The organism is Pseudomonas sp. SMV71 (genome assembly GCF_052042015.1).
GTDB lineage: Bacteria > Pseudomonadota > Gammaproteobacteria > Pseudomonadales > Pseudomonadaceae > Aquipseudomonas.
In genome coordinates this window covers 71,079-94,051 of record NZ_JBKGGU010000011.1, presented here as the reverse complement: position 1 = coordinate 94,051, position 22,973 = coordinate 71,079, and the positions used below count along the sequence as shown (strand labels likewise).

17 protein-coding genes are annotated in these 22,973 nt (G+C 60.3%); 10 read left to right on the top strand and 7 right to left on the bottom strand.

Features of this window, described 5'->3' with window-relative positions:
- The first annotated feature begins 58 nt into the window (after positions 1–58).
- Together pap and ACLEJQ_RS13400 are read left to right on the top strand one after the other, a co-directional pair.
- Positions 59–1,579, top strand: coding sequence for a polyphosphate:AMP phosphotransferase (gene pap, locus ACLEJQ_RS13405; protein ID WP_440795673.1), 1,521 nt, complete (start codon positions 59–61; stop codon positions 1,577–1,579).
- A gap of 101 nt (positions 1,580–1,680) precedes the next feature.
- Positions 1,681–2,865, top strand: coding sequence for a thiolase family protein (locus ACLEJQ_RS13400; protein WP_440795671.1), 1,185 nt, complete (start codon positions 1,681–1,683; stop codon positions 2,863–2,865).
- A gap of 211 nt (positions 2,866–3,076) precedes the next feature.
- Here the strand turns inward: ACLEJQ_RS13400 and ACLEJQ_RS13395 are convergent, their stop codons facing one another.
- On the bottom strand, positions 3,077–3,274 hold the full coding sequence (locus ACLEJQ_RS13395; protein ID WP_440795669.1) for a DUF6316 family protein: 198 nt from the start codon (positions 3,272–3,274) through the stop codon (positions 3,077–3,079).
- Positions 3,275–3,462: 188 nt separating this feature from the next.
- Between ACLEJQ_RS13395 and ACLEJQ_RS13390 the strand changes: the two genes are divergently transcribed.
- On the top strand, positions 3,463–4,425 hold the full coding sequence (locus ACLEJQ_RS13390) for a DMT family transporter (protein ID WP_440795667.1): 963 nt from the start codon (positions 3,463–3,465) through the stop codon (positions 4,423–4,425).
- 199 nt (positions 4,426–4,624) lie between these two features.
- On the opposite strand, the gene ACLEJQ_RS13385 is transcribed toward ACLEJQ_RS13390, so the two are convergent.
- Positions 4,625–6,019 (bottom strand): class II fumarate hydratase, encoded by a 1,395-nt coding sequence (locus ACLEJQ_RS13385; protein WP_440795665.1) that lies wholly within the window; start codon positions 6,017–6,019, stop codon positions 4,625–4,627.
- A gap of 203 nt (positions 6,020–6,222) precedes the next feature.
- Here ACLEJQ_RS13385 and ACLEJQ_RS13380 point away from each other — a divergent pair, with 203 nt between their 5' ends.
- The 5 genes from ACLEJQ_RS13380 (at position 6,223) to ACLEJQ_RS13360 (ending at position 10,728) form a co-directional block, all read left to right on the top strand.
- Entirely contained in the window at positions 6,223–6,744 is a 522-nt protein-coding gene (locus ACLEJQ_RS13380; RefSeq protein ID WP_042732949.1) for a DUF2059 domain-containing protein, read from the top strand.
- A 12-nt stretch (positions 6,745–6,756) separates the two neighbouring features.
- On the top strand, positions 6,757–7,056 hold the full coding sequence (locus tag ACLEJQ_RS13375) for a BolA family protein (RefSeq protein WP_440795663.1): 300 nt from the start codon (positions 6,757–6,759) through the stop codon (positions 7,054–7,056).
- A 280-nt stretch (positions 7,057–7,336) separates the two neighbouring features.
- Entirely contained in the window at positions 7,337–8,278 is a 942-nt protein-coding gene (trhO, locus tag ACLEJQ_RS13370) for an oxygen-dependent tRNA uridine(34) hydroxylase TrhO (protein ID WP_440795661.1), read from the top strand.
- Between the two features lie 37 nt (positions 8,279–8,315).
- Positions 8,316–8,918, top strand: a complete 603-nt coding sequence (locus tag ACLEJQ_RS13365) for a DsbA family protein (RefSeq protein ID WP_245138361.1) — start codon at positions 8,316–8,318, stop codon at positions 8,916–8,918.
- A 31-nt stretch (positions 8,919–8,949) separates the two neighbouring features.
- Positions 8,950–10,728 (top strand): ABC transporter ATP-binding protein, encoded by a 1,779-nt coding sequence (locus tag ACLEJQ_RS13360; RefSeq protein WP_440795839.1) that lies wholly within the window; start codon positions 8,950–8,952, stop codon positions 10,726–10,728.
- A gap of 10 nt (positions 10,729–10,738) precedes the next feature.
- Here the strand turns inward: ACLEJQ_RS13360 and ACLEJQ_RS13355 are convergent, their stop codons facing one another.
- On the bottom strand, positions 10,739–15,430 hold the full coding sequence (locus tag ACLEJQ_RS13355; protein ID WP_440795659.1) for a hypothetical protein: 4,692 nt from the start codon (positions 15,428–15,430) through the stop codon (positions 10,739–10,741).
- Between the two features lie 289 nt (positions 15,431–15,719).
- On the opposite strand from ACLEJQ_RS13355, the gene ACLEJQ_RS13350 reads away from it, so the two are divergent.
- Positions 15,720–18,179, top strand: a complete 2,460-nt coding sequence (locus tag ACLEJQ_RS13350) for an EAL domain-containing protein (protein WP_440795658.1) — start codon at positions 15,720–15,722, stop codon at positions 18,177–18,179.
- A gap of 79 nt (positions 18,180–18,258) precedes the next feature.
- On the top strand, positions 18,259–19,029 hold the full coding sequence (locus ACLEJQ_RS13345) for a TenA family transcriptional regulator (protein ID WP_440795656.1): 771 nt from the start codon (positions 18,259–18,261) through the stop codon (positions 19,027–19,029).
- Positions 19,030–19,370: 341 nt separating this feature from the next.
- Here the strand turns inward: ACLEJQ_RS13345 and ACLEJQ_RS13340 are convergent, their stop codons facing one another.
- From ACLEJQ_RS13340 to ubiG, 4 genes are all read right to left on the bottom strand, one after another.
- Positions 19,371–20,297, bottom strand: a complete 927-nt coding sequence (locus ACLEJQ_RS13340; protein WP_440795654.1) for a GGDEF domain-containing protein — start codon at positions 20,295–20,297, stop codon at positions 19,371–19,373.
- 354 nt (positions 20,298–20,651) lie between these two features.
- Positions 20,652–21,392, bottom strand: a complete 741-nt coding sequence (locus tag ACLEJQ_RS13335; RefSeq protein ID WP_440795652.1) for a YciK family oxidoreductase — start codon at positions 21,390–21,392, stop codon at positions 20,652–20,654.
- Positions 21,393–21,585: 193 nt separating this feature from the next.
- The gene (gene mupP, locus ACLEJQ_RS13330; protein WP_440795650.1) at positions 21,586–22,257 is read right to left on the bottom strand and encodes an N-acetylmuramic acid 6-phosphate phosphatase MupP; all 672 of its coding nucleotides are present in this window, start codon (positions 22,255–22,257) and stop codon (positions 21,586–21,588) included.
- Between the two features lie 4 nt (positions 22,258–22,261).
- The gene (ubiG, locus tag ACLEJQ_RS13325; protein WP_440795648.1) at positions 22,262–22,960 is read right to left on the bottom strand and encodes a bifunctional 2-polyprenyl-6-hydroxyphenol methylase/3-demethylubiquinol 3-O-methyltransferase UbiG; all 699 of its coding nucleotides are present in this window, start codon (positions 22,958–22,960) and stop codon (positions 22,262–22,264) included.
- Positions 22,961–22,973 lie beyond the last annotated feature (13 nt).

The following is a 22,973-nucleotide window of genomic DNA, read 5'->3' as shown; positions in this document are numbered from 1 at the left end:
CTGCACTGCGCCGCGTCCAATCCGCTAGTCTTGCCCCATTCCCTGGAAGGAGCTGTCCATGTTCGAATCCGCTGAAATCGGTCATTTCATTGATAAAGATACGTACGAGGCCGAGGTCCCGGCGTTGCGTGAAGCGCTGCTCGAGGCCCAGTTCGAATTGCAGCAGCAGGGCCGGTTTCCGGTGATTGTGTTGATCAACGGTATCGAAGGCGCGGGCAAGGGCGAGACGGTGAAGTTGCTCAATGAGTGGATGGACCCGCGGCTGATCGAAGTGCGTACATTCGACCAGCAGACCGACGAAGAACTGGCGCGGCCACCGGCGTGGCGCTATTGGCGGATGCTCCCGGCAAAGGGGCGCATGGGGATTTTCTTCGGTAACTGGTACAGCCAGATGTTGCAGGGGCGGGTGCATGGCGAGTTCAAGGACCCGCGCCTCGACCAGGCGATCAACGCGGCGGAGCGCCTGGAAAAAATGCTCTGCGATGAAGGCGCGCTGATCTTCAAGTTCTGGTTCCATCTGTCCAAGAAGCAGATGAAGGCCCGGCTCAAGAGCCTCAAGGATGACCCGCTGCACAGTTGGCGCATCAGCCCGTTGGACTGGCAGCAGTCCCAGACCTACGACAAGTTTGTCAAATACGGCGAACGGGTATTGCGCCGCACCAGTCGCGATTACGCGCCATGGCATGTGATCGAAGGCGTGGACAGTTGCTATCGCAGCCTTACCGTTGGGCGGATCCTGGTCGAAGGCCTGCGCCAGGCGTTGGACCGGGCGAAGATCAAGCCGCAGAAGACCAGCGTGGCACCGCTGCCGCCGCTGGATGACCAGGTCACGCTGCTCGACAGCCTGGACATGACCTTGCGCCTGGACAAGGACGATTACGAAGAGCAGCTGATCACCGAGCAGGCGCGGTTCGCCGGTCTGTTGCGGGACAAACGCATGCGCCGGCACGCCCTGGTAGCGGTGTTCGAAGGCAACGATGCGGCGGGCAAGGGCGGGGCGATCCGGCGGGTCGCGGCGGCCCTCGACCCGCGCCAGTACAGCATCGTGCCGATTGCCGCGCCCACTGAAGAGGAGCGCGCCCATCCCTATATGTGGCGGTTCTGGCGGCACATTCCGGCGCGGGGCAAGTTCACCGTATTCGATCGTTCCTGGTATGGCCGGGTGCTGGTGGAGCGGGTCGAAGGCTTTTGCAGTCGGGCCGACTGGCAGCGGGCGTACGGCGAGATCAATGATTTCGAGGAGCAGATTGCCGATGCCGGCGTGGTGGTGGTCAAGTTCTGGCTGGCGATCGATAAGCAGACTCAGCTGGAGCGATTCCAGGAGCGCGAGGAGGTCCCGTTCAAACGCTTCAAGATCACTGAAGACGACTGGCGCAACCGCGACAAGTGGGACGCCTACCGGTCGGCGGTCTGCGACATGGTCGATCGCACCAGCACCGAGATTTCCCCGTGGACGCTGGTGGAGGCTAACGACAAGCGTTGGGCCCGGGTCAAGGTGTTGCGCACCCTCAACCAGGCGCTGGAGGCGGCTTTTGAACGCAGCGATAAACAGGCCCGTAAAGGAAAAGGCAAGCACTGAGACGATGGGGACGCATACGCGGGGTGAATGATTGTCGCGGTCGGTTATGCAGTGGACCTATGCTCGGTTCCACTTAACCGACCCAACAATGAGGAACAGCCATGCGTGAAGTGGTAATCGTCGACAGCGTGCGAACCGGCCTGGCCAAGTCTTTTCGCGGCAAGTTCAACATCACCCGTCCGGACGACATGGCGGCGCATTGTGTCAACGCGCTGCTGGCGCGCCATGACATCAGTCCGGCCAGCGTCGAGGATTGTATTGTCGGTGCCGGGTCCAACGAGGGCGCCCAGGGCTACAACATCGGTCGCAACGTAGCGGTGCTCTCGCAACTGGGCATCGGCACCGCCGGCATGACCCTCAACCGCTTCTGTTCCTCGGGCCTGCAAGCCATCGCCATCGCGGCCAACCAGATCGCCTCCGGTTGCAGTGACATCATCGTCGCCGGTGGCGTGGAATCCATCAGCCTGACGCTTAAAAGCGTCAACACCGACAACCTGATCAACCCGCTGCTCAAGGAGCAGGTGCCGGGGATCTATTTCCCCATGGGCCAGACCGCCGAAATCGTCGCCCGCCGTTATCAGGTCAGTCGCGAGGCGCAGGACCGCTACGCTCTGCAGAGCCAGCAACGCACCGCCAAGGCCCAGGCGGCTGGCCTGTTCAATGACGAAATCATCCCGATGACGGTCAAGTACAAGGTCGAGGACAAGGACACTGGCGCGGTGCGGATTCTCGAAGGCGTGGTGGACCGCGATGACTGCAACCGTCCGGACACCACCTATGAAAGCCTCGCTGGCCTCAAGCCTGTGTTTGCCGAAGACGGTTCGGTGACGGCGGGTAACTCTTCGCAATTGTCCGACGGGGCTTCGATGACCCTGGTGATGAGCCTGGAAAAAGCCCAGGCGCTGGGGCTCAAGCCCAAGGCATTCTTCCGTGGCTTTACCGTGGCCGGTTGCGCGCCGGACGAGATGGGTATCGGCCCGGTGTTCTCGGTGCCGAAACTGCTCAAGGCCAAGGGGCTGCAGATCGCCGATATCGACCTGTGGGAGCTCAACGAGGCGTTCGCGTCCCAGTGCCTGTACAGCCGTGATCGGCTGGAAATCGATCCTGAGAAGTACAACGTCAACGGCGGCTCGATCTCCATCGGCCACCCGTTCGGCATGACCGGCTCGCGGCAGGTCGGGCATCTGGTGCGCGAACTGCAGCGGCGCAACCTGCGCTATGGCATCGTGACCATGTGCGTGGGCGGCGGGATGGGGGCGACGGGGTTGTTCGAGGCGGTGAGGTAACGGCGAGCCGATTGGCTTTTTGTGGCTGGGGATTGCCATAGCCGCTGATTGCCGAGGCTATGGTCATCGTGGCGAGGGAGCTTGCTCCCGCTCGGCTGCGAAGCAGTCGCCGGCCTGATTGGTGCAGTGTCGGAGGTGAGGAGGACCGCTTCGCGGTCCAGCGGGAGCAAGCTCCTTCGCCGCGGGATACGGGTTGTTCCTTCGAATGGGGCTAGCTGGCGACCTTATCGACCTGCAGCATCCGCTTGATGTACGCCTCGACTTCGAGCAAGGCAGCCTCGCGACTGACGAACGGGCCTTCCTGGGTGCCTTCGCGGGTACTGAAGTAGAACTCGCCATTTATCCGGCAAATTCGGTCACTGGGGAAGACCATCGCGGAGGCGGGGTCCTGGGCACGTTTGCCAAGCATGAAGGGGCTCCAGATAAAGCGGCTGAGTCGGCTGAATGGGAGTGTAGACGCTGGCATCGATTGCTGCTTATCCAGCCGATAGGCGGCAATGTGCCATCGTCGTTCCGAATTTAATCGCCAACTGTGTCTGTGGTGCCTGCGGATCCATGCCTAGAATGGGCGCTCATGTCTTGAGCTTCGAGGATTGCATGCACATTTCGTCCGGTCGCTGGGTCTACGGCCTGTTTCTCGCCCTGTTGACCGCATTGTTGTGGGGCATTCTGCCGATCAAGCTCAAGCAAGTGCTGCAAGTGATGGATCCAGTGACCGTGACCTGGTTTCGCCTACTGGTGTCGGGCGGCATGCTGTTCATTTACCTGGCGGCCACCCGGCGCTTGCCCAGTCGCAAGGTGCTGGGGCCTCGTGGTGGCTGGCTGGTGATGATGGCAGTGCTCGGGCTGGTGGGAAACTACGTGTTGTACCTGATGGGGCTCAACCGCCTCAGTCCCGGCACGGCGCAACTGGTGGTGCAGATGGGCCCGATCATGTTGCTGGTCGCCAGCCTGTTCGTGTTCAAGGAGCGCTTCAGCGTCGGGCAGGGCATCGGCCTGGCGGTGTTGTTGATCGGTTTCGCGCTGTTTTTCAACCAGCGTCTCGTTGAGTTGCTGACGTCCCTGAGCGAGTACACCGCCGGGGTGCTGCTGGTGTTGCTGGCGTCGACGGTCTGGACCTTCTACGCCCTGGGCCAGAAGCAATTGCTGACGGTGTGGAATTCATTGCAGGTGATGATGGTGATCTACCTGTTCTGCGCTTTGTTGCTCACCCCTTGGGTACATCCGCTTGAGGCCCTGCAACTGAGCCCGCTGCAAGGTTGGCTGTTACTCGCTTGTTGCCTCAACACCCTGATTGCCTACGGCGCGTTTGCCGAGGCCCTGGCCCATTGGGAAGCCTCGCGGGTCAGCGCAACGCTGGCGATCACTCCGTTGGTGACCTTCGCCGCCGTAGCCATCGCGGCCTGGTGGTGGCCCGATTACGTGCATGCCGAGCAGATCAACCTGTTGGGGTATGGCGGGGCGGTGTTGGTGGTGCTGGGGTCGGCCCTGGTTGCGCTGGGGCCGTCGCTGATCGCCGGACTCAGGGCCCGACGGCAGCGGATGGTTGTAGAACGATAGGGGGCACCGTTCCCCTGTGGGAGCGGGCTTGCTCGCGATGGAGGTATGGCAGGCGCAGAAGATGTCAAACCCACTGGCCCCATCGCGAGCAGGCTCGCTCCCACATTTGGATCTTCAGCGCGCACTTATTTTGTGTCCGAGTGGGATCTCCTGTGGGAGCGAGCCTGCTCGCGATGAGGGCCCGTCAGTCACGCCACACTCAGCCCTGGCTACCCGCCTCCAGCATATTCTCCGGCCTTACCCAGGCATCGAATTCTTCATCGGTCAGATAGCCCAGCTGCAAGGCCGCTTCGCGCAGGGTCAGGCCCTCGCTGTAGGCTTTCTTGGCAATCTCGGCCGATTTGTCGTAGCCGATATGCGGGTTCAGCGCGGTCACCAGCATCAATCCGCGCTCCAGGTGCGCGGCCATCTGCCCGGCATCCGGCTCGAGCCCGGCAATGCAATGTTGTTGGAAGTTGCTGCAGCCGTCGGCCAGCAGACGGATCGATTGCAGCAGGTTGTGGATGATCACCGGCTTGAACACGTTCAATTGCAGATGGCCCTGGCTGGCGGCGAACCCGATGGTCACGTCGTTGCCCAGGACCTGGCAGGCGAGCATCGACAAGGCTTCGCACTGGGTCGGGTTGACCTTGCCCGGCATGATCGAACTGCCCGGCTCGTTGGCCGGCAGTTTCACCTCGGCGAACCCTGCGCGTGGACCCGAGCCCAGCAGGCGCAGGTCGTTGGCGATTTTCATCAGGGTCACGGCCAGGGTTTTCAGCGCGCCGGACAGTGCAGTCAGGGGTTCGTGGCCGGCCAGCGCGGCAAACTTGTTCGGCGCGGTGACAAACGGCAGGCCCGACAGCGCTGCCAGCTCGGCGGCAATCGCTTCGCCAAAGCCATGGGGCGAATTGAGCCCGGTGCCCACCGCCGTACCGCCCTGGGCCAGCTCGCAGACCGCCGGCAGCGCCGCGCGGATGGTCCGTTCGGCATAGTCGAGCTGGGCAATGAACGCCGACAACTCCTGGCCAAAGGTGATCGGCGTGGCGTCCATCATGTGGGTGCGGCCGGTCTTGACCAGTTTCATGTGGCGCGCCGCCAGTTCCGCCAGGCCACCGGACAATTCGGCGATGGCCGGTAGCAGTTGCTGATAGACCGCCTGGACCGCCGCGATGTGCATGGCGGTCGGGAAGCAGTCATTGGAGCTCTGGGAGCGGTTGACATGATCGTTGGGGTGCACCGGGCTCTTGCCGCCACGAGGGTTGCCTGCCAGCTCGTTGGCACGGCCGGCGATGACTTCGTTGACGTTCATGTTGCTCTGGGTGCCGCTGCCGGTCTGCCAGACCACCAGCGGGAACTGGTCGTCATGCTGGCCCGCCAGCACTTCGTCGGCGGCCTGTTCGATCAGGCGGGCGATGTCGGCGGGCAGGTCGCCATTGCGGTCATTGACGCGGGCGGCGGCCTTCTTGACCAGCGCCAGGGCATGCAGCACCGACAGCGGCATACGCTCCTCGCCGATGGCAAAGTTGATCATCGAGCGCTGGGTCTGGGCGCCCCAGTAGGCCTGCTCCGGGACTTCAACCTGGCCAAGGCTGTCGGTTTCGATACGGCTCATCGGGTCAAACTCCTTCAAGGGCTGAATGCGCAGTTTAGGCCCTGACGGGCTGCGCCGGTTCCTTCAATCGTCCTTCAATTTAGGAGTGGTGGGTCGGGCCCGTCAATCGGGCCCGGCAAGCCTGAGGGTTGAGCCCCGGCGTTTTTTAGGCGCAGAATGGTCGCCCTTGGGGTTTTACCTCGCCTGTTATGAAAGGAAACTCGATGACCCGTCTTCGTGCCATCTGTACCGCAGTTGCTCTGGTGTGTGCCAGCGGCCCTGTTTTCGCCGATACCGCCAGCCACAACGCCAGCGCCGAAGCGTTCCTGACCCTGGCGCACGCCGACAAGCTGGGCACCCCGGTATATATGCAGGTGCAACAGATGTTTGCCCAGCGCTTCGAACAGACCAAGGCCCCCGAATCGAAGAAAGCCACCCTGGAAACCTACCAGGCCAAGGCCAATGCCGCCCTGGACCAGGCCATCGGCTGGAACAAGCTCAAGCCGGACATGGTCAAGCTCTACACCAGCAACTTCAGCGAATCGGAGCTCAAGGACCTGGTAGCGTTCTACCAGTCGCCACTGGGCAAGAAGGTGCTGGAGAAGATGCCGCAGCTGACCCAGCAATCCGCCCAACTGACCCAGGCCAAGCTTGAAAGCGCGGTGCCGGTGGTCAACAAGCTGCTGGCCGACATGACCGCCGAGCTTGAGCCAAAAGCCGCCGCCCCAGCCAAGAAAAAGCCGTAAGCGGAGCCCGGTATGAGCATGCAACAACGCATCGAATCGACCCTCGGGCTGTTGCAGCCCGAGCATCTGCAAGTGCTGGATGAAAGCCACATGCACAGCCGTGGGCTACAGACCCACTTCAAGGCCGTGGTGGTCAGCCGGCAGTTCGAGGGGCTCAATCGCGTCAAGCGCCACCAGAAGGTCTACGGCACGCTGGGCGAGCTGATGGGCGAGTTCCATGCGTTGGCGCTGCACACCTACACCCCCGAAGAATGGGCCCAGGTCGATGCGGCCCCGGCCTCGCCGACTTGTGCCGGTGGCAGTAAGCACTGATTCAGGCGCTGTGGCAGGGAGCGTGCAGTGGTGAAGCGCTTTGCGTGGTGAGGGGGCTTGCTCCCGCTGGACCGCGAAGCGGTCCCCCTGAAATGACGCAGGCGACGGCTTCGCCGCCGAGCGGGAGCAAGCTCCCTCGCCACAGCAAGCTCTCCTCGCCACAGGTGTGCTCCTAAAGCCACCGTGTATTTGTTAGAATCCGCAACGCGCCGCTGACCCGGCGCGTTTTTTTTCGCATCCGGTTCACCCTTTGCGAGGGTAGCCACCTGGAGAAACACCCATGACACAACCCATTGTCGTGGCGGCACTGTATAAGTTCGTCACCCTTGAAGATTACGTCGAGCTGCGTGAGCCTTTGCTTCAGGCCATGCTCGACAATGGCATCAAAGGCACCTTGCTGATTGCCCATGAAGGCATCAACGGCACGGTGTCCGGTACCCGCGAGGGCATCGACGGCCTGCTGGCCTGGCTGCGCAACGATCCGCGCATGGTCGACATCGACCACAAGGAATCGTACTGCGACGAACAGCCGTTCTATCGCACCAAGGTCAAGCTCAAGAAAGAAATCGTCACCCTGGGCGTCGAAGGCGTGGACCCGAACAAGCAGGTCGGCACCTATGTCGAGCCGCAGGACTGGAACGCGCTGATCAGCGATCCGCAGGTGCTGTTGATCGACACTCGCAATGATTACGAAGTGTCCATCGGCACCTTCGAAGGCGCCATCGACCCGAAGACCACCAGCTTTCGCGAGTTTCCCGATTACATCAAGGCCAATTTCGATCCGGCCAAACATAAGAAAGTGGCGATGTTCTGCACCGGTGGCATTCGCTGTGAAAAAGCCTCCAGCTACATGCTCAGTCAGGGCTTTGACGAGGTCTATCACCTCAAGGGCGGTATCCTGAAATACCTCGAAGAGGTGCCCCAGGAACAAACCAAGTGGCGCGGTGACTGCTTCGTGTTCGACAACCGCGTGACGGTTCGCCACGACCTCAGCGAGGGCGACTATGATCAATGTCACGCCTGTCGCACGCCCGTCAGTGTCGAAGACCGTGCCTCCGAGCACTACGTGCCCGGCATCAGTTGCCCCCATTGCTGGGACAAGCTGAGTGAGAAAACCCGACGCAGTGCTATCGACCGGCAGAAGCAGATCGAGCTGGCCAAGGCTCGCAACATGCCGCACCCGATCGGCTACAACTACAAGCAGCAATCTTCCGAGGCTTGAACCCATGGCGTCACGCCTGCTCTATGTGATGGACCCGATGTGTTCCTGGTGCTGGGGCTTCGCGCCAGTGGCTGACGCATTGGTCGAGCAGGCGCACGCCGCTGGCGTCGAACTGCATCTGGTGGTGGGCGGTTTGCGCACTGGCAGTGGTTCGGCGCTGGAGCCGACGACCCGGCGCTACATTCTTGAACACTGGCAGGCCGTGACTCAGGCCACCGGCCAGCCTTTCAAATTCGAAGGCGCCTTGCCGGACGGTTTTGTCTACGACACCGAACCGGCGTGCCGGGCGGTGGTCACCGCTCGCAGCCTGGCGCCGGACCTGGCCTGGGGCCTGGTGAAACTGATTCAGCAGGCTTTTTATGTGCAAGGCCGCGACGTCACTCACGCCAGCGTCCTGGTGGAGCTGGCCGAACAGGCCGGCTTGCCGCGCATCGAATTCGCCGCCGCGTTCGACCGCGCCGATCAACACGCGGCCACCGCGGCGGATTTCACCTGGGTACAGGACTTGGGCATCGCCGGGTTCCCGACGCTGCTGGCCGAGCGTGACGGCCAACTGGCCCTGCTCACCAACGGCTATCAGCCGCTGAGCCAGTTGTCGCCCTTGCTCGGGCGCTGGCTGGAGCGCGCCGCCTGTGCCTGACCGACCCGAGGGCGCGTCCGCCCCGCAGCACATCGATCGATTGAGCTGGGCGCAAATCCGTCGCCTGGCCTTCAAACATAAAAAAGCCTTGTGGATCGCCAACGGCGTGGCCGTGCTGGCGACGCTGTGCAGCGTACCCATTCCATTGCTGCTGCCGCTGTTGGTGGACGAAGTGCTGCTGGGGCGCGGCGATGCAGCCTTGAAGATCATGGACCTGGCGTTGCCGACCGGCTGGCAACGGGCTGCCGGCTACATCGGGTTGATGCTGCTGGTGACCCTGGCGCTGCGCTGCGCTGCCTTGCTCTTCAACGTGCTGCAGGCGCGGTTATTCGCCAGCCTGGCCAAGGACATCGTTTATCGCATTCGCGTGCGCTTGATCGAGCGTCTCAAGCGTATCTCCCTGGGCGAATACGAAAGCCTGGGCAGCGGCACGGTGGCGGCCCACCTGGTCACCGACCTGGAGACTCTCGACAAATTCATCGGCGAGACCCTCAGTCGTTTTCTGGTGGCGATGCTGACGCTGGTGGGCACTGCCGGCATCCTTGTGTGGATGCATTGGAAGCTGGCACTGCTGATCCTGTTGTTCAATCCGCTGGTGATCTACGCCACGGTGCAATTGGGCAAGCGCGTCAAGCACCTCAAGAAACTGGAAAACGACAGCACCTCGCGGTTTACCCAGGCCCTGACCGAAACCCTGGACGCCATCCAGGAAGTGCGCGCCGGCAACCGCCAGGGCTACTTTCTCGGTCGGTTGGGCGCGCGCGCCCGTGAAGTGCGTGACTATGCGGTGAACTCGCAGTGGAAAACCGACGCCTCGAACCGCGCCAGTGGCCTGCTGTTCCAGTTCGGTATCGACATTTTTCGCGCCGCGGCCATGCTCACCGTGGTGTTTTCCGACCTGTCCATCGGCCAGATGCTGGCGGTGTTCAGTTACCTCTGGTTCATGATCGGCCCCGTCGAGCAGCTGCTGAATCTGCAATACGCGTTTTATGCGGCTGGCGGTGCGTTGAGCCGGATCAATGAGCTGCTGGCCCGAGCCGACGAGCCTCAGTACGCCGGTGGCATCGATCCGTTCAAGGGGCGCGACACCGTGGGTATCGACATCCACGGCCTGAGTTTCGGCTACGGCGAGGAACCGGTGCTCAACCAACTGAACCTGTCCATCGCGCCGGGGGAGAAGGTGGCCATCGTTGGCGCCAGCGGCGGGGGCAAGAGCACCCTGGTGCAACTGTTGCTGGGGCTGTACACGCCGCAGTCAGGCAATATTCGTTTTGGCGGGGCCACGCAGCAAGAGATCGGCCTGGACACCATCCGGGAGAACGTCGCGGTGGTGCTGCAACACCCGGCGCTGTTCAACGACACGGTACGCGCCAACCTTGCCATGGGCCGCGAGTGTGGCGACGACGCTTGTTGGCGAGCGCTGGAAATCGCCCAGCTCGATTCCACGGTACGCGCTTTGCCTCAGGGACTGGACAGTGTGGTGGGGCGTTCCGGGGTGCGCCTGTCGGGCGGGCAGCGCCAGCGCCTGGCGATTGCACGCATGGTGTTGGCCGAGCCCAAAGTCGTCATTCTCGACGAGGCGACATCCGCCTTGGACTCCGCCACCGAATATAACCTGCACCAGGCGCTGGCCCGGTTCCTGAGCAACCGCACCACGTTGGTTATCGCTCATCGGTTGTCGGCCGTAAAACAGGCTGACCGAGTGCTGGTCTTCGATGGTGGTCGGATCGCCGAGGACGGCGGCCACCAGCAGCTGATCGCTGATGGCGGCCTCTATGCCAGGCTCTATGGGCACCTGCAACAGCATTGATGACGCAGGTTCAGTCCGAGTCGGTAGAGGTGCTCATCTCTTCGGCCGGACGCTTGCGTCGTTGTCCCCAGATGACGTTCAGCGCATCGGCCCCGCGCTCATGGCCGAACTCCTTCATGACAATCGAACAGGATTCGCAGGGCGGCAAGGTGGTCGCCACGGTGATTGACTTAATGTCTTCGGGGCCCGGATATTTTTCACTGAGGTAGCCAATCAACTTGCTTTCACTGTCCCCGGAAGTGATCCGACTCAATCTGTCCGAGCTGCCAGGAGCATCCATGAGGTGGGGGATAGCCAGCAGTTTGCCGTCGGGACTCAGGCTAAGGGCGGCCGGGTCGATAGGGTTCCTGAGCCCATCGACATTGAAGTAAGTGACATCACCCACTGTGATCTCGGTCAGTCCGCTATTGGACTTGAACAGTGGCAGATGCCGGGTGTAGTCCTCGATGCCGGAGACACTGACATAAATTTCCTTGTGCCCCGACGTGGTGGTAACGCTGGCGAACGCAATGTTCTTCTGATTCTGGGTCGGGAGGATCTTTTGCAGCTCCAGCATGGCGTCATGGATAGTGACTGTTCGAACGGTCGATTGCGCGGAAGCGCCGCCGGAAGGAGTTGTAAAGAGCGCATTGAAAATGTCCGCTGTTGACGTTTGCAGTGCTTCGGGCGCCTGCCTGGAGGGCTTCCATACGGCGGCGCCGTTGGGCAAGTCAGAGACAATCATGCGGGTTCTGCGATCAAACAACACGGCTTCTGCGGGGTAGGTATTGACCTTCACCCACTTCATGTTCGAAGGCGGGTGGTCCGGTGCGCCGATAGGGATTGAAATTTCATCAATCTTGTCCAGCGCCAGTTCGACCTGCTCTCTTCCGTAAATCCTCGCGGCGTTGTTTGCATTCAGTGAGCCGATGTACACCCGATGCAGTTCCTCACCCACAGAGCCTGGCACCAGGTCGTCGGGCCCCAGTTTCTTCAGAGTAAGCGGGGACTCGATGCTGTCCGTAGAGGACAGTTTCGTCATGTAGTAGTCGTCGAAATTCAATCGCGTGAAAACGTACGTATATTTTTCATCGATGGAGCGGATGATAAGCGCGCCCGTCTCGTGTATATCGTCGATTTTTTCTGCTGTGCCGGTGACTTTGATTCCTCCATACAGACCGGTCTGGAACTCCACTGTCGCGCAGATCGTTTCCCTGGGGATGGGAATTTTGCTCTTCAGGCCAATCCATTCGGGTCGTCCTTTGTAGGTGTTGAGCTTACCGTCCTTGAGCTCATAGATCTTTCCTTCAAACGCCAACAGGGCACGCTCGTCGGCAGTTTTCGGCACGGAAGGATAGAGCGTCGTATCGCCAAACCAGGGGGCCCAGCTCAGTTCGGTTTCAAACTCCCCGGCAGGCGGTCGTTCGGCCGGCTTGCCTGGCAATACATATTTTGTCTTGCACACCTCACCGGGTGCGCGGCGTACCCGGCATGGGCGCTTCTGGAGTATTTCACTGGCATCCAGGTGGCTGGCGCGGCGCAGGACTCCCTTGTTCAACCGGTAAGGAACATCATCCAGATAAAGCGTGCGGTTGCCATCGACTTCCAGCCGTTCGCGCACGCGCGTTGTTTCAGGTACTTCGACGATGACTTCGGTGTCGGTCGTGGCCCGCGAGTTGTAGTAGGAGCGTCCTAACGACAATTCGTCCGAGTCGTCGGTCAATGATGGGCCGTAGGGTCTGGACGATAGCGGGTCGATCAGGCGGTAGTCGGTTCTATCCGAGGAGCCGATATTGCGTACCGGAACATCATCAACCCCTCGTACTGTACTGAGTTGGTCATTTGGCAGCAGAGGCCGCCATCGTCCTGGATCAGTGACCTGGCTCGTGCCCTTTACAAAGTCATAGTGTCCCGCTCTGCCGGTCAAGGTCTTGAGATTCAGATAACCGCTCTTACCGAGCCGGTACGCGCTTTGGCTACCGGCACGCAGCAAGCCTGGAATGCCATCGAGGGGGTTCAGAGTGGCATTGAGCAAGGTGCCCGTGAGTTTCGCGAAGGCGGGAAGTGTTTCGCGGATGGTCCATTTGCCTACTGTGTTGACCAGCTTCAATGAGCCTGAGGCGAACTTTCCGATGGGAAGGACGAAGGAGGCCAAATCAATGAAAAGACCAAACGCACCCCTGGCCAGTCGCTCACGACTTCCTGAACTCAGGTCTTCGATGCTGCTCCAGAAAGGCACGACCGTCTTCGCCACTTCGAGGACTTTCTTGCGATTGGCTTCTTCACGATCGAATTCGGTCTCCCCATAACAGCTATCGCGCAGTGCTTTCTCATCCAGGAACAGCAGGTGCTGGGCGATGTGCCGCGTGATTCTTTGGGTGGTCTTCGATTCCAATGTATACGGCAGGGCGTTGATATCGTTGCTATCAACCGGTTCAAGTGTGTCGCCCAGTTGATCCATGATGGCGAGGCATTCTGCGTCAGCGCGCGGAGCGGTTCCTTTCTCATGGGCATCCCAGTCGAACGGGAGGCTTTTATGACCTGCCACGGTCACGGTCACGGACGAACCGTGACTGATTCTCCACCTTTCTGTCTTTGGTTCTGCGCCAATATGCTGGGGAGTGACATCTGTTCGGCATCGAATGATTCCCGCCTTGGGCAGGAGTTCAAAGTAGGACGTTTCATTGTCCCGGGTCGCTGAGAGGATGAAACCATTACGCGCCCGCAGGGAAAGCGTGTCGTCTTGTGTTTCGTTCGCCGCCTCAATACCCGTAGTTGCTTTTCTTAACGTATAGATCTTGACCGACCCATATTCCAAGCGGTGGCGACCAGCCAAGGGAAGGGAAGCGAGTAGATGAGTGATCAGCGTTCTATAGGCGCTCCTGATCCAATTGATGTGGATCTTGAAGTGAGTCGTGAACGTCTGCTCGATATCTGGCAATGTTCTGCGCTCAGGAGGGATAGCAAATAGCTCCGGCCACGACAGATTCGTCTGTACGGTTCGATCACCGTCGATTTTCAACCAGAGATCGGTTGGAGATTTTCCATCCGGGCCAGTAAAGAACCATTTCCTTTCATAGAGCTGCCCGGAGGCATAGACATCCACAAACGAATAGGCGTCAGGCACACGTTTACCAATGGGGGCCATGAGGCGTAACTGTGTACCGGTGTATGCAGCATCGGCTTCCTTGATCAGCTTTATACCGTCCGACACGAAACGGCCTTCACCAAAAAGCCGAGCCATTCTGAGTTTGGCAATGTTCAGTCTTTCGGGCGGGGGACTATCGAGCCAGCGGATGGCGCTGTTCAGGCTGTCGATTACAGCGTCGAGCTTCTGCGCGGCGTCCTGCATGTCTTGCGTCGTATAGTTGGCGTCGGCGTTGTAGGCAAGCACGCCATTTGTCACCGCCCATTCCTGCATCGGTTTCAGTCGGGTCAGCGTGATCAGCTTCAAATCTTCAGTCGTTGCTTCTGCGGCCTGCCTGATAGGGAGATCGACCAATTGTTGGAAATTCAGTCGTTGCAGCAACAGCGGATCAATGGCCTTGGCGAGATGGACCCCATGGACAAAATTCACCCAAACGGTGGAGCTTCGGTAGGGCAATTGCGGCGGTATATCGCGAACCTGGAACTCTGCCGGGAACAATGGTAGGAAAAGGCCTGCAATCAGAACGGATTCATTCGCGGACGCGGCGCGTTTTGTCGTGACCAGGTGGGCTTCGAACGCGGTCAGGATCTGCTGGTAGCTTTTCCCCCAATTGGACGACTTTTGCCAACGGTAGCCGGCGATGCCGTCCGGGTTGTCGGTTCCTGTCGAGGTGATCCACAGGCGAAGGGTCTTGATCAGCAACTGGTAGCGTATTTGCGGAGCGGTTTCTTCGCCGGCCTGGCCGCCGTACCAACCCAGAGCTTGCAGCAGTTTGTTTGCCAACGCCTGGGCTTTTGCAGATTGCAGGATCGTTTCGAGGTACATCGACGGTTTCGCGCGGACCGTTGTCGCTGACAGGTTGCCGATATCGACGGAGTCGAGGTAAGCCAGCAAGGACGTCTGCGATGGGGGGAGCAATTGGCCCACCGTACCGATGATCTGACTGTCGACCAAGGCCTGCGCGGCCGTTGGCTCTTGGCTCGGTTCGTCGAAATTTACGCCATGCCACAGTCCCAGCGAATGGCGAGCACGTTGCTCCTCCAATGCATCGATCGTGGCTTGGCGTTGTGCGGCGTCTTGCGGATCCCAAGGGGCGATCCCATAGAATCGGGTCATTCTGATCAGTGAGAACCGGCCGTCGAAGCGGATCTTTCCCGCCAGTCTCAGGACGGATTTTTCAATGCCTTTCAGTAACTCACTTAAAGCAGGCTTCTTGTCGAGTTCAAGCTGGACAATGTCCGGACCGTTCTTCTGGCGTGCCGAGTAAAAGACTCTGCCCTCTTTCAGCGTGACCGTCAGTGTGTCGTGTAACGCATTGAGCGTGCCGCACAGTGCCTGGTATGCCTTGTCTTCGATCAGCGCCTGTAATGCACGCTGCCCGATTTCATTTTCCAGGGCCATGGGTGAGTGAGGCTTGGGTGTAACCAGCTTGTCGACGAATCTGTCTGGGGATGTTTCATTGTTTCGCATCAATGCCAACAGCGCGTCGTATTCATCCAGCAGACCTTGGTGAACCTGGACATGGGATGGCCGTTGGTCAAGTAATGAAAGATCAGTAGTGGGTAAAGACTGCATAGTGACGTCCCTGATAACTAACGAAGCTCCAGTCGCTAAAAATGGCGAGGAGCGCAGAGGGCTCTTATTCGATCAGTCCAGGAGAATCAGGGGCGGTAGATATGTATGGACTTGCGGCAGGTTGTAACCTTTCTGGCGGTTTTCACTGTCAGCCACCGGTGGTGATTCAGGCATTCGGGCAGGCCCAACGCTAAATCCTGTATGACCTCTTGCGGGGAACTGCTGCTACTCCTAGTCTTGCTGGAATGATCGGTCTGATGGCTGGTCGACGAGCCTATACAGGGAACTCATGAATCAAGCGCGGACTCTCGGAACCCCCCGGTTGTTGGGCATCGTGTGGCCTTTTATCGCCGTCGTCCTGTTTCAGGCGCTGTTGGGAGGCGTCAGCCTTTATGTGTTGTCTGCGGTTCGCGGCTATGTAGCGGGGGAAAGTCTCTGGTCCAAGGGCCAGAAAGACGCCATCTATTACCTCAACCTCTATGCGGACAGTCGCGACGAGGTAATCTTTCGCAAGTATCAGCAAGCCATCGCCGTGCCCGAGGGCGGTCATGAACTGCGGGTAGCGCTGGACCGCGAGCCGCCGGACCTGGAAGCGGCCAGGGCCGGCATCCTCAAGGGTGGCAATCACCCGGACGACGTCGCCAGCCTGATCTGGCTGTACCTGAACTTTCGTCATTTCAGTTACCTGGAAGAAGCCATCGATCTTTGGACGGTGGGGGACGGTTACCTGATCGAACTGGATAATGTCGCCCAGGAGATGCACCGCAGTATTACCGCTGGCTCGGCTTCTCAAACCGACGTCCGCGGCTGGAAAGCGCGGATCTTTGCCATCAACGACTCCGTCACCCCGGCGGCCAAGGCGTTCAGTGATGCACTGGGGGAGGGGTCGCGCTTCATCTTGCGGCTGCTGCTGGTGACCAACTTTGCCACCGCCCTGGGTCTGATCGTCCTGGCGTTGTTGCGCACGCACAAATTACTGGCTCAGCGCCAGGTATTCGCCAATGCGCTGCAGTTGGAGAAAGAGCGGGCGCAGATTACCTTGCAATCCATCGGCGATGGGGTGATTACCACCGACGTCGAAGGCGCTATCGCCTACATGAACCCCGCCGCCGAGGCGATGACCCATTGGAAGGCCGAACACGCCACGGGGTTGCCCCTGGGGGCGCTGTTCAATCTGCTCGATGACAACGCACAGGCCGAAGGTCTGACCCTGATCGAGCACATCCTCAGCGGCCGCCTCAGTGGTGCCAGCGAGCATTCCAAGCTGATCCAGCGCCTGGACGGCAGCACCGTGTCGGTGACGTTGGTGGGGGCGCCGATCCGTCATGCCGGCAAGGTCAGTGGCGCGGTCCTGGTGCTGCACGACATGACCCAGGAGCGCCAGTACATCGCCAACCTGTCATGGCAGGCCACCCATGATGCCTTGACGGGCCTGGCCAACCGCCGGGAGTTCGAGTATCGCCTCGAGCAGGCCTTGCATAATCTCTCGCGCCAGGCCGGTCGGCATGCCTTGATGTTCCTCGACCTGGACCAGTTCAAGTTAGTCAACGACACCTGTGGTCATGCGGCGGGCGATGAGCTGTTGCGTCATATCTGCGCCTTGTTGCAGTCGGGGCTGCGGGAAAACGACACCCTGGCCCGGCTGGGCGGGGATGAGTTCGGTATCTTGCTGGAGAACTGTTCGCCCGAGGCGGCGGAAAAAATCGCCGAGGGGCTGCGCCAGACCGTGCAGAACCTGCACTTTGTCTGGAAAGGCCGGCCATTCGTGACCACAGTGAGTATCGGCCTGGTGCACATCGCCCACGCGCCGACCACTCTGGAGGCCTCCCTGCGTGCCGCCGACATGGCCTGCTATATGGCCAAGGAGAAGGGCCGCAACCGGGTCCAGGTCTACCATGCCGACGACTCGGAACTGTCGCTGCGTTTTGGCGAGATGGCCTGGGTGCAGCGTTTGCACATGGCCCTGGAAGAAAACCGCTTCTGTCTTTATGCCCAGGAAATCGCTGCCTTGGGCCCGGGTGACCATGGCGGCGGGCATATCGAGATCCTGCTGCGCCTGCACGATGAAGCCGGGCGGATGATCTTGCCGGACAGCTTCATTCCCGCGGCGGAACGCTATGGCCTGATGACATCGCTCGATCGTTGGGTGGTGGAAAATGTATTCAGGATCATCCGCCAGTGCCTGGATGATTCGCCCCAAGGACCGATGGCGATGTGTGCGATCAATCTGTCAGGCACGACTATCGGAGATCAGGCGTTCCTCGACTTCCTGCGTAAACAGTTCGCGGCGTATTCGATTCCGCCGGAAATGATTTGTTTTGAAATTACCGAAACCAGCGCTATCGCGAATTTGGGCAGTGCGATCCGCTTTATCAATGAACTCAAGAGCTTGGGCTGTTACTTCTCGCTGGACGACTTTTGCGCCGGAATGTCTTCATTCGCTTACCTGAAACATTTACCTGTAGACTTCCTGAAGATCGATGGGAGTTTCGTAAAGGATATGCTGGACGACCCGATTAACCGTGCAATGGTCGAGGTGATCAATCACATCGGCCACGTCATGGGTAAGCGTACGATTGCCGAGTTTGTTGAAACCACCCAGATCGAGCAGGCATTGCTGGAGATCGGGGTGGATTATGCCCAAGGGTATGTGATCGAGCGTCCGCAATTGTTTACCTGTGACACATTGTCATGCAGGCCGGCCCGGCCCCAGCCGCTGTTATTCAAGGCCCCCGGCACGTTCCGCTGAAACTCTTGTTGGTCCGGAAAAAATCACAATCAAAAGGAGCCCGACAGTGATCGACACATTCAACCGAACAGGCCCGCTCATGGACGCCACAAGCTATCCGAAATGGGCCCAACAGCTCATTGCCGATTGCAGCGAGAGCAAGCGCCGGGTTGTCGAACACGAGCTGTATCAGCGCATGCGCGATAACAAGCTCAGCGCCAAGACCATGCGTCATTACCTCATTGGGGGATGGCCGGTCGTAGAACAGTTCGCTTTATACATGGCACAGAACCTCACCAAGACCCGCTTTGCCCGCCATCCTGGCGAGGACATGGCGCGTCGCTGGCTAATGCGCAACATCCGTGTCGAACTCAACCATGCCGACTACTGGGTCAATTGGAGCGCCGCCCACGGCGTGACCCTGGAGGAGCTGCAAGCCCAGCAGGTGCCGCCCGAGCTTCATGCTTTGAGCCACTGGTGCTGGCACACCAGCTCGTCGGATTCGCTGATCGTGGCCATCGCCGCGACCAACTACGCCATCGAGGGCGCGACCGGGGAGTGGTCGGCGTTGGTGTGCTCTACTGGCGTCTACGCGGCGGCCTTCCCTGAGGAAGAGCGCAAGCGGGCCATGAAATGGCTGAAGATGCATGCCCAATACGACGATGCTCATCCGTGGGAAGCCCTGGAGATCATCTGCACCCTGGGTGGCATGAATCCGAGCAAGGCCCTGCAAACCGAGCTGCGCCAGGCCGTGTGCAAGAGCTATGACTACATGTATCTGTTCCTGGAGCGGTGCATGCAGTTGGAACAAGCGGAGTCGGTGGGCAAGACCACCGCCAACCGCGAGCGCCTGGCGCTGGCCGGGAGCTGATTCGGTACGCTTGGAATAAGTAATCTGCTGTGGGAGTGAGTCAGCTTGCGAGGGGGGTTGTGCAGTCAACGGGGAGGTTGACCGCCAGGCCCTCATCGCGAGCAGGCTCGCTCCCACAGTTGTTTCGAGAGATATGTTCGGCCACCCAACTCCTGTTGGAGCGGGCTTGCTCGCGAAAACGGTGGGGCTGCTTGCAAAGGTGCCGGATGTGCCGCCGCCTTCGCGGCAAGCCCGCTCCCACATTGAGCCTGCGATAGACACTGATTTACTCAGCGCCCCACGCCCCCTGTGGGAGCGAGCCTGCTCGCGATAGCCGTAGGCGGGCTTTTTGAGAATATCCCTCAGCCCGCCATTGCCAACCGATTGCGGCCTTCGCGCTTGGCTACGTACAGTGCACTGTCGGCCCGACGCAACAGGCTTTCCGCCGACTCACCCGGCAGCAGCGTTGCACACCCCAGGCTGACGGTCAGTTCAATCCTCGTGCCCGCGGCAAAGTAATCCTGGATTTGGGCGGCGTAGCGCAGGCGTTCGCCGATCAGGGCGGCGGCTTCCCGGCTGGTGTTGGCCAGCAGGATCAGGAACTCTTCACCGCCGAACCGGAACACCATGTCCACGTTGCGCAGCTCAGTCTTGATCGACTCGGCTACCGCCCTGAGCACCTCGTCGCCGGCGCCATGCCCATGGCTGTCGTTGATCCGTTTGAAATGATCAATGTCGAGCATCAGCAGTGACAAGGGCTGCGAATGACGCCGGGCCATGTCGATCTCTCGTGCCAGGGTCTGGTCCATGGCAACTCGGTTACCGGTGCCGGTCAGCGGATCACGCAGGGCGCTTTGCGTGGCGGCGCGGTAGAGCAGGGCGTTGCGCAGCGGATACAACAACGCTGACATGGCGGCTTCGAGGTCGCTCTGCTCCGATTCGGCAAAGCGCTGGTTGCGGCGGAACACCAGTTCACCCAGGTCTTCGCCTTCATGGCGCAGGTTGTAGCAGAGAGTGTGATGCCCGCGTTGCCCGAATTCCAGGCGCAGATCGCTGGTTTTGTGCTGGTAAGCCAACGCATCCAGGGGCACCAGGCGCTGAACCTCACGGAAAAACAGACCCAGGATGCGTTGTGGCTCCAGGCTGGTCTGTAACTGTTGGTTAAGTTGCTGGCGCAGCTGCGACAGACTGATCGGCCGCGCGACGAGCGGCGAGGCCTGGCCAAAGCCCAGGCGCTGCAACTTGGCGCTGTCGAAGTCGATCGCGTTGAACTGGGTGGGCGTTTTCATATGGCGTAAGCCCCTAAGCTGAATCTGTCCCGACAGGCAGGGTGTCGCGGCTTTGGGCTGCGCGTCTTACTGGTCCTTCAGTCCCGTAGGACAATGATTTGAGTTTAGTCCGCTTCTTTGCAGGCGTAAGTGCTCGTCTCACCGTCCATTTCCCGCCGAACATGGCGTGTTTGAGGAAGGTTAGAGCGAAAGTCGTGCCATTCGGTTCAGTTGGACAGAAACTGCCGGCTAATCAAACGGTTGAGTTAAAAACCGGGCACCTTGCGTGCCAGTGTCTTGGCGGTTCGTCTGGCTGGGCACCCCGAACAGGGGGCGCTGGCGCGACGGTAAAATGTCGCGCACAGCCCGATGCCGTTACTGCGCGTTGAGCGCCTGGCCGTTGACGTCGGCGCTGTCCGGCCCCATGAGATACAGGTAGACCGGCATGATTTCTTCAGGGGTCGGATTGTTGAGCGGGTTTTCCCCTGGGTAGGCCTGGGCACGCATGCTGGTGCGCGTCGCGCCGGGATTGATGCTGTTGGCGCGCACGCGGGCAACGCTGTCGACTTCGTCTGCCAGAGTCTGCATGAGCCCTTCGGTGGCAAACTTGGACACGCCATAAGCGCCCCAATAAGCTCGGCCCTTACGTCCGACGCTGCTGGAGGTGAACACCACGGATGCGTCGCTGGACAACTTGAGCAGCGGCAGCAAAGTGCTGGTGAGCATGAACGTGGCATTGACGTTCACGTGCATTACCCGCATGAAGTTCTCACCGGACAATTGCTCCAACGGCGTGCGCGGGCCGATGATCGAGGCGTTGTGCAGCAGGCCGTCCAGATGACCGAATTCGGTTTCGATCATGGCCGCCAGTTCATCGTACTGATGGGGCAGGGCGGTTTCCAGGTTGAACGGAATCACCACCGGTTGTGGATGGCCAGCCGCTTCGATTTCATCGTAGACCTGGGTCAGGTTGGCTTCGGTCTTGCCCAGCAGCAGCACGGTAGCGCCATGGGCGGCATAGGTCTTGGCGGCAGCGGCGCCGATACCGCGACCGGCACCGGTGACCAGGATCACCCGGCCGTTGAGCAGATCGGGGCGGGCGGAATAATCAAACATAGAAAACCTCAACAGTTAAAGCGCACGGTAGCGATGGCTAGAGCGGTGATGGATTGCTGTGACGGTGGCGCTAGCTTTTGTGGCGAGGGAGCTTGCTCCCGCTCGATTGCGCAGCAATCGCAAAAAAGGGCCCGCTTCGCGGTCCAGCGGAAGCAAGCTCTCTCGCCACAACAGCAGTCGCACGTTCCTCAGCTCAGCAACTGCACAATGCGTTATCCAGCGCTTCGCGCAGTGCCGATGGATGATCGATCACCACATCCGCGCCCCAATGCCGGGGGTTGTCGTCCGGGTGGATATAGCCGTAGGTCACGGCGCAGGTCTTGGTCCCGGCGCTGCGGCCGGATTCGATGTCCCGCAGGTCGTCGCCCACGAACAGCACGCTGGCCGGGTCCAGGTCGAGCATCTTGCAGGCCAGGGTCAGGGGTTCGGGGTCCGGCTTGCTGTTTTTCACGTGGTCCGGGCAGATCAGCACTTTCGAGCGTTCGGCCAGGCCCAACTGCTGCATGATCGGTTCGGCGAAGCGCACCGGCTTGTTGGTGACCACCCCCCAGATCAGATTGGACGCCTCGATGTCCGCCAGCACCTCGGCCATGCCATCGAACAGATGGCTATGGACCGCGCAGCCCTTGAGGTAACGGCCGAGAAACTCCTGGCGCAGTTCCTCGAAGCCGGGCGATTCCGGGTCCATGGAAAACGTCACCGCGACCATCGCTCGGGCGCCGCCCGAAATCTCGTCGCGAATGTGCTGCGTGTTCATGGGCGGCAGGCCACGATCGGCACGCATGGCCTGGCAGATGGCGATGAAGTCCGGCGCGGTGTCCAGCAGCGTGCCGTCCATGTCGAAAAGAACTGCTTTGAGACGCATCGACTTACTCCTCGCGAAGGGTCTGGATCATGTAGTTGACGTCGACATCGGCGGCCAGCTTGTAATGCTTGGTCAGCGGGTTGTAGGTCAGGCCGATGATGTCCTTGACGGTCAGCCCGGCCATACGGCTCCAGGCGCCCAGCTCCGAAGGCCGGATGAATTTCTTGAAATCGTGGGTGCCGCGGGGCAACAGCTTCATGATGTATTCGGCGCCGATGATCGCGAACAGGTACGCCTTGGGGTTGCGGTTGATGGTGGAGAAAAACACCTGGCCGCCCGGCTTGACCATGCGGAAGCAGGCGCGGATGACCGACGACGGGTCCGGCACGTGTTCGAGCATTTCCAGGCAGGTGACCACGTCGAACTGGCCGGGCATTTCTTCGGCCAGGGCTTCGGCGGTGATCTGGCGGTACTCCACGCTGACACCCGATTCCAGTTGGTGCAATTGCGCAACGGCCAATGGCGCTTCGCCCATGTCGATGCCCATCACTGTCGCGCCGCGCAAGGCCATGGCTTCGCTGAGAATGCCGCCGCCGCAGCCGACGTCGAGCACTTTCTTGCCGGCCAGGTTGACACGCTCGTCAATCCAGTTGACCCGCAGCGGGTTGATGTCATGCAGTGGCTTGAACTCGCTTTCCCGGTCCCACCAGCGGTGGGCCAGGGCTTCGAACTTGGCGATTTCGGCGTGGTCGACGTTGCTCATGTGCAGATCCTCG